The organism is Globicatella sanguinis NBRC 15551, assembly GCF_001552295.1.
Classification (GTDB): domain Bacteria; phylum Bacillota; class Bacilli; order Lactobacillales; family Aerococcaceae; genus Globicatella; species Globicatella sanguinis.
Map to the genome: position 1 here is coordinate 1 of NZ_BCQX01000069.1, position 12,106 is coordinate 12,106.

The following is a 12,106-nucleotide window of genomic DNA, read 5'->3' on the forward strand; positions in this document are numbered from 1 at the left end:
GCCCACTCTCATTTTACGTCTTTTACTAATAGTAAGGGACGTTTTTTTAATCAAATTCGTATAATTGAGGGTATAAGTGACATTGGGGATTACGCGGATGACAAATCTCTCGTCCAAAATAAATCATCGCTTGATGAGCTTTCAGCCATAATTCAGGTGGGAGTACATCGCATACTCTCTTTTCAACTTCTAAGGCAGTGGCTGATTTTTTAACAATGTCATGATGTTTACAGATGCGGGTGACATGAGTATCAACAGCAAATGCCGGAATGCCAAAACCGACACTTAGTACAACATTGGCTGTTTTACGACCAACTCCAGATAAACTCATTAATTCTGCTCGCGTTTGTGGGACTTCGCCATTGAAATTCTCGACTAATTGTTTACCACATTCATGTAAAAATCGGGCTTTATTGCGATAGAGTCCTAAAGTAGCGATATAGGGCTCGATTTCACTTGGGGGCACTGAAGCCAACGCTTTTGGTGTTGGAAATCGTTCAAACAGGGCAGGGGTTACTTTATTGACTGCCACATCAGTTGTTTGAGCACTTAAAGTAACGGCCACCACTAATTCAAACGGATTGGTAAAATCTAAACTAGGTGGGACATCAGGATATAGGGCAATAATTTCTTCAATTACTTTTCTTGCGCGTTTTTTTGATAAAACCATTATGACTCCTTTAAAAATAATCTTATCTTTTTTATTTATATTTGAGGTATATTCTCATTTTTTTGCACTTTATACATTATAAGTTATATAAAATAGTATAAAAAGGCAGGTGAGAATAAGGCCATTCACTTACCTATATTCTCACCCTTAGCACGTTTTGTCAATAATGCTTATTTTTCTTCAGGATACTTAAACCCATGTTGTGCTCGCACTGTATCCATTAAACGCATGACAACTAATGAATCCTCTAAAGATACAATGTCTGATTCAATTTTACCTTGTTCAATTAAATGAATCACTTCGCGCAATTGGAAGTCAAAGCCACCATTATCAGCGGGTCTTTGATAAGTTTCGACTAATTGATTATCTTGGTCATACAGACGCATCACATCAATATGATTAGAACCCTCAATTCTGAACATTCCTTTATCACCAATAATTAAGACATCGGTGTAGCGCATAGTTGCCATTGTTGTTAACATTTGAGCCATCCGTCCATCTGGAAAGGTGAGGGTAATGGCGGTAGTACGATCAACTCCTTCATCGGTTAAATCCATTGAGGAGCTAACAGTGGCATAATCATTACCAAACATTTGCAACACAAAATGAACATTATAGACCCCTAAGTCTAACAAGGCACCGCCAGCTAAATCCGGACGATACATTCTTTCCTTATCTTCAAGCAATGCGCCGTGATTAGATTGAATTAAACGCGGCGTCCCAATCACACCTTCATCTAGCATTTGTTTTAATTTTAATTGCAGTGGCATAAAGCGACTCCAAATGGCTTCCATAAAGGTAACTTGTTTTTCATGGGCTAATTTGATTAATTCAGCTAATTGATTGGCATTAATCGTAATAGCTTTTTCACAAAGAACATGTTTACCATGATTCATCGCTAATTTACAATGTTCATAATGGAAGTTATGAGTCGTTGCGACATAGACTAATTCGACTTCAGGGTCTTCCACTAATTCTAAATAGGATCCATACGCTTTTTCAAAATCAAACTCATCAGCAAATGCCTGTGCTCGCGTTAAATCACGTGCGGCTACAGCATACGCTGTTGCTTTTTCTTCACAATTAATCGTATGTGCCATTTTACGCGCAATATTTCCAGCACCAATAATACCTACTTTTACCATCTAAAAAACCACCTTCAATTAATAATAACTCTATTATAAACTATTCATAATTAATAGTAAAAAAGAATGAAAGTGTTTTAATGAGGAAATGGTAATCATGGCTACAACACTACTAATAATACAGTTCAATAGGGGCTGGGCATAAGATTGATAAATTTAGTTGGATTATTGTTCGATAATAAAAAGCGCAGTGGTTGAATGGCCTCAAACTACGTCTAAATGACTTGTTTGAGACCTACTTAACTGTCCACTCCCCACTATGTGGGGGTGAATAGACTAGCGAAAACTATTCAATTTTCTACTTCTGCTCCACTCTCAAAAAAAGACTAATAATCAACTGTGAGAAGGGGAGTAGAAACCCTTGTACAATTGATTATTAGTCATCATTAAATATATTCCTTATAAAATTGTGTGTAGGAGGAAGGAATATGATTTAAATCAGTTTATTAAACACCGGAGTAGGCAGCAAAACCACCATCAATCGGTAAAAAAACACCATTAACAAAACTTGCTAAGTTTTCGTCGGCTAAGAAGAAAGTACCACCGACTAGTTCCTCCGCTTCTCCAAAGCGACACATTTGGGTATTGGTTAAGATTTTGTTAGCACATGCAGTTGGAGTGCCATCTTCATTAAATAATAAACCACAGCTGACAATGGTGAGGAAATTTTTGAAAAATTAAACAAACAAATTAAAGAAAAGCAAATGACGACTCGTTATTTTATTAATCAATCAAATGTCGCTCTAATTGGTACGACCGATAGTCCAGAAGATTCTTTAGAATTCCATCAACAAATTGCTGAGGACGATTCCTTCAAAACAAAAGTCGTTCCTTCATTTAGACCAGATAAAGCTTTAAAAGTGAACGATCCAACGTTTAATGAATATGTGCAATTAATTGGTAAAGTAGCTGATAAAAAGGTCAATCATTATCAAGATTTTGTTGATGCTTTAGCTCAACGTATCGCATTCTTTGATTCAGTGGGAACTGTTGCTTCAGACCATGCTTTAGAAGAAGTCAATTATGTCGGAGCGACTAATGAAGAAATAGAGTCAATTTTTGCCAAAGGATTAAATGGGGACACACTCACTGTACAAGAAGTGAACCAATATACTAGTCGTTTATTAGTCGATTTAGCAAAACTTTATGCGGATTATGATTGGGCGATGCAAATTCATTTTGGTGCTTTACGTAATAATAATACTAGAATGTTTGAAACATTAGGACCTGATACTGGATTTGACTCTATTCGTGACTCGAGTAATGATGCAAGTGGATTAAACCGATTATTCGATGCAATGAATCAAAATAATGGATTACCTAAGATGATTATATACCCATTGAATCCAACGCAATATGATGTTATTGGCAGTGCTTTAGCTAACTTCCAAAGTAATGATAAAGGCATCAAATTTAAATTACAATTAGGTTCTGGTTGGTGGTTTAATGATACCGAACGTGGGATGCGCGCTCAAATGGCTGCTTTATCTGATCAAGGACTTTTAATGAATTTTGTCGGTATGTTAACCGATTCAAGAAGTTTTTTATCGTATCCACGTCATGAATACTTCCGCCGTATTTTGTGCCAATTTATCGGTGAACAAGTCGATGCAGGTAAAATTCCAAATGATGAATCATTATTAAAGACTTTAGTTCAAAATATTTGTTACTACAATGCTGTAAATTACTTCACCAAAAATACAGATAAATAATTAGCTGTCGTTGTTTAGATAAATGACGATTTGACGAAAGTTTAACGAAGAGATAAGAGATATTATTGTGTTAGACTAATGCTTTTATCTTATTATATAATAGACCTCAATTAAAAAGACTCTCTCAATTATAGCGTACTTCACCACAGTACCGCTTTAATTAAGGGAGTCATTTTTTATTATTTGATTGAAAAGGGCAAGCTAACATTTTACTAACTCTTCTTTCATCGTAGATAAAGACCGAGCGAAAAAGTTAAGCTTATTAAGTACCGAAAAATCATCTTAAGCGTGACAAGCTGCTACAAAGGCTTTGGCTTTAGTAATCACACTTTCATAACCATGTTCTTTCACATCAGAGGCTAGGGCAGAACCAACCCCAACAGCACAGGCACCATTTTTCTTCCAGGTAGCAATATTATCTAATGAAACACCACCGGAAGGCATTAAATTAACTTCTGGAATCGGTCCATGAACATCTTTAATAAAATTAGGTCCTAAGACGCCACCAGGGAAGCATTTGATAATGTTAGCCCCACCGTTCATTGCTTGCACAATTTCAGTGACCGTTCCACATCCTGGGAAGTATTCGACTTTCGCCTCTTTAGCATAAGCTAAAATCTCAGGATCAAGATGGGGACTTACCATAAAATCCGCTCCGGCAGCTACTGATTTCTTCGCTAATTCTAAATCCATCACCGTTCCTGCACCAATCACCACACGACGATCGTCTTTAAATTCTTCTTTTAATTGTTTAATGACAGCAGATGCATCCGGTGTTGTATAGGTGATTTCCATATTAAAGATGCCACCTTTAATTGCATGACGGGCAATTTCCAGTGCATCATCGGCTGATTTACCACGAATGACTGCAAAAATATAATTATCTTTCAATTGTTCTAATACCATCTAGATCACTCCTTTATTCATCTATATAAAAATTTTATCACAATCCAGCATTCGTGTAAATGTAAACCCTTTAAAATATCAGTAATTAATATATTTTTGACAAGAATGACTCGTTTAGACGTTCATCAGTGATACCACTTTTACAGCAGTTAACATAACGAGAAATGTAAACGTCAAATCAAATTTCTGAAAATAATGTAAAATAATTTCGGACATTGTAAATGATGCGTAAATTTCTGATGAGTTTTTAATGAAGTCAATTGACTTTAGCTATTGCAAATTAGATACTCAATAACGGGTGCAACAGTACTCGAACTTTATTCTGGAGGTCTATGATAGATGAAAAAATGGATGAAAAAATTAGTTTTAGCGGCTTCATCAATTGCACTTTCAAGTGCGGTTTTACCGATTAATCAAACAGTGAATGCGGCTGAACCAACAAAAATTACATTCTGGCATGGAATGGGTGGTAGTGTTGGAGAAGCTTTACAAAAATTAGTCGATGAATACAATGCTTCTCAATCAGAAGTAATCGTCGATGCACAATATCAAGGTTCATATGATGAAACGTTAACTAAATTACGTTCTACAGCTTCTGGTTCAGAAGTAGGTGCTGACTTAGTTCAGGTGTTTGAGGTTGGATCAACCTTTATGATTGATTCAGGATTAACGGTTCCGGTCCAACAATTTGTCGATGAATCTCAATTTGATTTATCTCAATTAGAGCCAAACTTATTAGCTTACTATACAATCGGTGGTCAATTAAATTCAATGCCATTTAATTCTTCGACACCGTTAATGTACTACAACAAAGATTTATTTGAAAAAGCGGGTGTCGAAGTACCGACCACTTTAGAAGAAATTATTGAAATTGGCCCTAAATTACAAGAAGCGGGAGCCCCAATGCCAGCAACTGTTTCCATCTATGGTTGGTGGATTGATCAATGGTTTAACAAAATGGAAAAAGACATTTTCAATGAAGCCAATGGTCGTGGTGACAAACCTTCAACGGCAGTTGATTTTATCGATAATGGTGGGATGGAAAAAATCTTAACGATGTGGAAAAAAGGGGTAGACAGCGGTATGATGCCAAACGTCGGTCGTACTGGAGGACAACCAGAATTTATCGCCGGTCAATCTGCGATTACCTTTGGTTCAACTGCTAGTTTACGTCAAATCTTAACTGAAGTTGACGGACGTTTTGAAGTGGGTGTAGCTTATTATCCTGGTATTGATGCGGAAGATAAAGGTGGCGTTTCAATCGGTGGGGCTTCATTATGGATGATTGAATCAGGAGATGACGCTCGTAAAGCAGCAACGTGGGACTTTATCCAATACTTAGTATCAGCACCAGCTCAAGCTCAATGGAATGTTGACACAGGGTACTTCCCAGTAAATATTGGTGCTCATGATGAACAAGTCTTCAAGGACAATTTAGCAGAATATCCGCAATTCCAAACCGCAATCGATCAATTACATGATGCTAAACCAGAAGACCAAGGCGCATTATCAGGTGTAGCCCAAGAAGCCCGTCAAATCTTTGAAAATGAAGTTGAAAAAGTATTTAATGGTGAATTAGAGCCAGCAGCGGCAGCTCAATCAATGGCAGACCAAATTAATAGCGCAATCGAAAACTATAACAAAGCAAATCAATAGTTAGCTAAGTTTGGGAAAGTTATCAATCGGGATAAAGGCAGCTTGCTTTTGATCTCGATTGACTTTCTTTTTATAGATTGGAGTACAAGATGAATCAAGATGTAGTAATTATAAAAGAAGAACAAACATTCTTCGACAAAATTAAAGGGTACCTTTATTTATCGCCGGCTATCATTATTTTGAGTCTATTTATGTTTTGGCCCTTTATCCAAACCTTATATCGCTCGATGTTTTTAACCAATAATATGGGTGCTAATGTCGAATATTTAGGATTTGGCAATTATACTGAACTATTGAGTAGTGATAGTTTTTGGAATAGTGTCAAAACCTCCTTTGTATTTGTTGTAATCGTTGTAGTAGTGGGGGTGACGCTCGGGTTTTTTACGGCCTTATTATGTCAAAAATCATTTCCTGGTGTTAAATTCTTTTCTACTTCCTATGCGATGCCGATGGCGATTGCTTCTGCCGGAATGGCGATGATTTTCCAAGTCATGTTAAATCCGACGGTAGGGATTATCAATCGTCTCTTAGGTACTTATATTAATTATTTAACTAAACCTGAGACAGCTTTATTAGTTATCGGAGTATTGACGGGGTGGTTAAATAGTGGCATGAATTTTCTCTATTTTTCTTCTGGTTTAGCATCGATTGATGATGCCTTATATGAAAGTGGGCAAGTAGATGGCGCCAATGGTTTTCAGCAGTTTTTATATATTACCATTCCGTCATTAAAACCGACATTGTTTTTTGTGATTGTGACCAATATCATCAATGCCTTCCAAGGTTTTGGTCAGATTAATATTTTAACTAAAGGTGGTCCTGGACAAGCGACTAATGTCATTGTCTATGATATTTATCGTAATGCCTTTATGAACTATCGCTATGGATTTGCTTCAGCAGAATCGGTTATTTTATTTATTATCGTCATGTTGTTAACCATCGTGATGTTCAAATTACGTCGAAAGGAGCAGTAATCCATGAGCAATAAAGCTTTTAATGAAAATGAATTATTTTGGAGTCGTTTTTGGATGGGGTTACGATTAGTATTAAATATTGTTGTCTGGCTAATTGTCATGTTTCCCTTATTATATGGCTTTTCAATGGCGGTTAAACCAGCCGGAGAATTATACGATCCTACTTCCCTTTGGTTTCCTAAAAGTCCAACCTTATCCAATTTCGTTGATGTTTTTCGGACGGCACCCATTGGTACTTATATCCGTAATTCCATGATCGTAGCAACGAGTATTACTATTTTACAAATTATCACCTCAGCATTAGCAGCTTTTGCTTTTCGTTTTTTAGAATTTAAGGGCAGAGGTATTTTGTATGCTTTAATCTTATCGACGATGATGATTCCCGGTGAATCGGTTATCATTTCACAATTTTTAATGGTCTCATCATGGGGTTGGACCGACTCACTGAAAGTTTTAATTATACCCTTTATGATTTCAGCCTTTAATATCTTTTTATGTGTGCAAGCTTTACAAAATTTTCCTTATGAAATTTATGAAGCAGCCAAAGTCGATGGTTGTCCTGATTTACGCTTTATCTTTAGGATCTTAATTCCATTAATTAAACCGACACTCGGTGCAATGGCGGTTCAATCTTTCTTAGGTGGTTGGAATATGTATATGTGGCCATTATTAGTGACCAATCAAGATAGTAATCGTACCGTACAAATTGGTATCTCCATGTTAAATAGTGCCGATTCACAATCATTAGTCTTAATGATTGCCGGTGTTGTTTTATGTATGATACCAAGTTTAGTAATCTTTATTGTTGGTTCAAGCAATATGGTGAAAGGTTTAACAGCAGGTGCTGTTAAAGGTTAGAAAAGGGGATTGAATGAAATGGCAAATGTTAAGTTAAAGAAAGTAGCCAAAATTTATGAAGATGGCTATAAAGCAGTTAAAAATATTGATTTAGATATTCAAGATGGCGAATTTATTGTCTTTGTAGGACCTTCCGGATGTGGAAAATCAACTACTTTGAGAATGATTGCCGGCTTAGAGCGTATTTCAGAAGGGGAATTATTCATTGATGATGTATTAGTCAATAATATGTCGCCCAAAGCACGTGACATCGCGATGGTCTTCCAATCTTATGCACTGTATCCACATATGACCAATCGTGATAATATCGCTTTTTCCATGAAGCTTTCCGGTGTATCTAAAAAAGAACGCTATCGTCGTGCCGAAGAAGTCGCTAAAATCTTACAATTAGAACCCGTTCTTGATAAGAAGCCTGGCGCTTTATCAGGTGGTCAACGTCAACGGGTAGCATTAGGACGAGCAATGGTGCGTAATCCCAAAGTGTTTTTATTAGATGAACCTTTATCTAACTTGGATGCGAAATTACGTGTGTCGATGCGTGCTGAAATCGTGGCCTTACATCGTGAATTAAAAAACACCTTTATCTATGTGACCCACGACCAAACCGAAGCCATGACCATGGGGGATCGGATTGCGGTGATGTCGGTTGGGAATGTCGAACAATTTGACACACCAGCTAATTTATATCATAATCCTGCAAATGCTTTTGTCGCTGAATTTATTGGTAGTCCGCAAATGAATATGCTATCATCTAAATTAGTCATGCAGAATGGTAAACCATCATTTGCTTTATCGGATCGCACGATTGAACTACCAAATGAAATCGCCGAACGCTTAATTGTGCCGGTTGGCAATCAAGAAATATTAGTCGGCATTCGTCCTGAAAACATTAAATATAAAAAGGTGAATGATGACTCTTCTGTGTTCACGGTAACGGCTAATAATGTCGAACAAATCGGTTCTGATACCTATGTTTACTTTGAATTCCCAGATGCTATCCGTCAATGCGCTGCACGTTTTAATCCGCCACGTATTATTTCATATGGTCAAGCGGTTCATGTAAAAATGGATTTAACAAAATTAAGTCTCTTTGATAAAGCAACTGGTAAAACCATTCTCTCACCAAAAGAATTAGCAGAGGAGTTGTAAAAATGACATTTGTAATCGCACATCGGGGTTATAGTGAGCTATACCCAGAAAACACCATGTTAGCCTTAAAAAAATCGGCTGAATATGAGGCTTATGGCATTGAATTAGATGTTCATTTAACTAAAAATGAACAAGTGGTCATTTGTCATGATGAAAAAATTGATCGGACTTCGAATGGAACGGGCTATTTAAAAGATTTAACTTTAGAAGAAATTCAACAATTCTCTTTCACTAATGGTCTAGAGATTCCTGAAGGAACGAACCATGAAGACATTACCGCACCTACTTTAGATGCGTTTTTTGAATGGTTAATTGAAACACCTTTAATGGTCAATATTGAAATCAAAAATAATATTTTCGTTTATCCTGGCATCGTCGATAAAACCCTTGCCTTAATTGAAAAATATAGCGTTGAAGATCGTGTGATTATTTCATCTTTCAATCATCATACTATCCAAGAAGTGAAAGAAAAAGCACCGCACATTGCTTGCGGGTTCTTATCGGATACAGCCTTATTAGAGCCGGGTAACTATTGTGCTCACTATGGTGTTGAATATTATCATCCCGTTTTCGTTAGCTTAACGAAAGAAGATTTTAAAAATTTGGCTGATAAAGGTATTAAAACCAATGTCTGGACCGTCAACGAACAAGAACATTTTGAAATGATGGTAGCGCAAAAGGTCAATGCGGTCATTACCAATCGCGTAGAGTTAGCTAATAAAGTCGTCGCTCATGCTTAATGTTTAGTATCTTAAGATCAAATTACCTGGAAGTGGCATAGTCAAAATTTTTCCAACTTCATCACGCATAATAGATCGTATTTGTAGCTCAATGTACGCTACTGAGCATAAACTTAATAAATTTAGTCAAGTTATTGTTCGATAATTAAAAGCGCAGTGGTTGAGTGGCCTCAATCTGCTTCTTAAAGAGGTTAGGGATAGAGCTGGTAAAATCAATTAAGTTATTGTTTGTTAATTAAATGCGCAGTGGTTGAGTGACCTCAAACTGTGTCATTCGACTTGTTTGAAGCCTACTCAACTTGTGCGAGGGTGGACAGACGAAGCGAAAATCATTTGATTTTCTACTTTTGGTTCACTCGCAATCGACAACAATAGCATAGTTTATACTAGGAGACTGGATAGAAATAATAATCTATCTGGTCTATTATTTATTTTAATAAATTAGTTAAACTTTTCACAAATACATTGAAAATCCATTAGCTTAGTGATAAAATTAATTTATAAGAAAAGGAGAGGGTTTTCATGAGAGAGAAATTTTTAGCAAGAGATTATGTTAATAATGACTATAAAGATATCGTATTCAATCGTCGTTCTTGTCGCCGATTTGACCCTAGTCAAAGTATTAGTCGTGATGAAATCGTCGAAATGTTAGATGAAGCGACAATTACACCATCCGCATGTAACTTACAATCATGGCACTTTGTCGTCGTTGATAATGAAGAAGCTCGTAACAAAGTCAAAGCAATCACGATGCCGTTTAACTACCCTCAATTAGAAACAGCACCAGTTACAATCTTTATATTAGGCGATACTCACTCACATAAAGTTTATCGCGAAGTTTGGACAAAAGTGTATGAAGAGGGAAAAATTACCAAAGAAAAATTAGACGCCATCTTCAATTCATTTTTACCATTATATGAGAAAGCTGATCGCGACTTTTTAATTAAAGATGCGACCTTAGACAGTTCAATGTTAGCAATGCAATTATTATTGGTTGCTAGAGCACACGGATATGAAGCGAATGCGTGGGCAGGCTATAATTCAAAAGATTTAGTTGCAACTTTAGAACTTGATAGCGAACGTTTCGTACCTATTATGGCCATTTCAATTGGTAAACCAGGCGAAGAACCAATTGAATCAACACGATATGATGTGAATTCTAAAATTAACTTTTTAGCTTAAAAATTTGAAACCATTAGAAGCAGGAGAGACTGCTTTTAATGGTTTTTTAGTTAAAGTTATCTAATGATAAAGAGTTATAACATTATCCTTATTATTAATATATTTATTAATGATTAAAGTTAATAGTTTAAACTAAAGTTTCTCAGGCTAGTATTTAAATAAACCATTCTAAAAATTATGAACGAATCGTATAACTCGATAAAAGTATTTTTTTTATTAACATAAAAAGTAATTTTTGTTAGTTTTTTATTTTTTTGTTAATAATATAAAATTTAACTAAAAATTGACATATTTTTTGTTTCTAATATAATTTATATGAAAACATAGAAAGGAGGACAGTTATTTTAGTCTCTAGGTTTTATATTATTAATATTATTGAGGAGGATTGTTATGAAAAGGGATAAATGTATTATAGTTGTTTTTTGTTGCATTATTTTTTCACTAATACAATTTCCAAAAGCGGTCTTAGCTGAAACAAATATAATTGACTATAAGTATTCTCAATACGATGTAGAAGACAAAAATATAAAAAATTTTTTATTTGAAATTGGCGAATCTCTCGAAGATACAAATAACATTTTGAAACAGTATCCACAAATGTTAGAAATATTAAATAATAACTGCGAAAATATTACATATTCATACGATGTACATTCTTCAAATGATGAATACGTTAATAAAAATTTAACAGAATTAGAGATTAATGAAATTATGCCTAACGCTGAATATTATATCGAAGCGTTTGCGAGTCCTAGTTATAAAAAGGTAATTGTAAGTAGAATATATGGCAGTCAATTTGATATTCCTCAGTCAATATATTATGACCAAGATGGATATGTAGGCTATCTTCCTTTAACTTATATCGAAAAAGATAAAGAGCTTCCAAGATACACTGCAGTTTTCGGTGGAATGGTTGTTAAGAAAGGGCCAGGTGTTAGATAATGCTTAAACATTCTAGATTAATTTTCTATTTTGTATTTTGTTTGATTTTTATAAATATTTTCTCATCTAAAGTATTTGCATCTGACAATAATATTAGAGAAGAAGAAATTTCATATTTAACAGAACCTTTAATTGAAAATGTAGTAAAAGAAGAAATATTAAATCAAGAAAT

General features: G+C 35.3%; 10 protein-coding genes and 2 pseudogenes. 8 read left to right on the forward strand and 4 right to left on the reverse strand.

Features of this window, described 5'->3' with window-relative positions:
- Positions 1-46: 46 nt before the first annotated feature.
- The 3 genes and pseudogenes from nth to GSA01S_RS10545 all read right to left on the reverse strand — a co-directional run.
- On the reverse strand, positions 47-670 hold the full coding sequence (gene nth / locus GSA01S_RS06790; RefSeq protein WP_066126063.1) for an endonuclease III: 624 nt from the start codon (positions 668-670) through the stop codon (positions 47-49).
- Between the two features lie 170 nt (positions 671-840).
- Positions 841-1,815 (reverse strand): Gfo/Idh/MocA family protein, encoded by a 975-nt coding sequence (locus GSA01S_RS06795; RefSeq protein WP_066126064.1) that lies wholly within the window; start codon positions 1,813-1,815, stop codon positions 841-843.
- A 446-nt stretch (positions 1,816-2,261) separates the two neighbouring features.
- Positions 2,262-2,456 (reverse strand): annotated as a pseudogene (locus GSA01S_RS10545) (D-mannonate oxidoreductase); the annotation flags it as partial.
- Positions 2,457-2,471: 15 nt separating this feature from the next.
- On the opposite strand from GSA01S_RS10545, the pseudogene uxaC reads away from it, so the two are divergent.
- Positions 2,472-3,527: pseudogene (gene uxaC / locus GSA01S_RS06800) on the forward strand (glucuronate isomerase); the annotation flags it as partial.
- 282 nt (positions 3,528-3,809) lie between these two features.
- Here the strand turns inward: uxaC and GSA01S_RS06805 are convergent.
- Positions 3,810-4,433, reverse strand: coding sequence for a bifunctional 4-hydroxy-2-oxoglutarate aldolase/2-dehydro-3-deoxy-phosphogluconate aldolase (locus tag GSA01S_RS06805; protein WP_066126067.1), 624 nt, complete (start codon positions 4,431-4,433; stop codon positions 3,810-3,812).
- Positions 4,434-4,772: 339 nt separating this feature from the next.
- Here GSA01S_RS06805 and GSA01S_RS06810 point away from each other — a divergent pair, with 339 nt between their 5' ends.
- The 7 genes from GSA01S_RS06810 to GSA01S_RS06840 all read left to right on the forward strand — a co-directional run bounded on the left by GSA01S_RS06810 (position 4,773) and on the right by GSA01S_RS06840 (position 11,934).
- Positions 4,773-6,089 (forward strand): ABC transporter substrate-binding protein, encoded by a 1,317-nt coding sequence (locus GSA01S_RS06810; protein WP_066126068.1) that lies wholly within the window; start codon positions 4,773-4,775, stop codon positions 6,087-6,089.
- Positions 6,090-6,178: 89 nt separating this feature from the next.
- A complete protein-coding gene (locus tag GSA01S_RS06815; RefSeq protein WP_066126070.1) occupies positions 6,179-7,063 on the forward strand; it encodes a carbohydrate ABC transporter permease in 885 nt (294 codons plus the stop codon).
- A 3-nt stretch (positions 7,064-7,066) separates the two neighbouring features.
- Positions 7,067-7,921: a carbohydrate ABC transporter permease gene (locus tag GSA01S_RS06820; RefSeq protein WP_083513245.1), complete on the forward strand. Its 855-nt coding sequence runs from the start codon at positions 7,067-7,069 to the stop codon at positions 7,919-7,921.
- 18 nt (positions 7,922-7,939) lie between these two features.
- Positions 7,940-9,070, forward strand: coding sequence for an ABC transporter ATP-binding protein (locus GSA01S_RS06825; protein ID WP_066126072.1), 1,131 nt, complete (start codon positions 7,940-7,942; stop codon positions 9,068-9,070).
- A 2-nt stretch (positions 9,071-9,072) separates the two neighbouring features.
- A complete protein-coding gene (locus GSA01S_RS06830; protein ID WP_066126073.1) occupies positions 9,073-9,810 on the forward strand; it encodes a glycerophosphodiester phosphodiesterase in 738 nt (245 codons plus the stop codon).
- Between the two features lie 522 nt (positions 9,811-10,332).
- Entirely contained in the window at positions 10,333-10,992 is a 660-nt protein-coding gene (locus GSA01S_RS06835) for a nitroreductase family protein (RefSeq protein WP_066126074.1), read from the forward strand.
- 390 nt (positions 10,993-11,382) lie between these two features.
- Entirely contained in the window at positions 11,383-11,934 is a 552-nt protein-coding gene (locus GSA01S_RS06840; RefSeq protein WP_066126076.1) for a hypothetical protein, read from the forward strand.
- Positions 11,935-12,106: the final 172 nt, after the last annotated feature.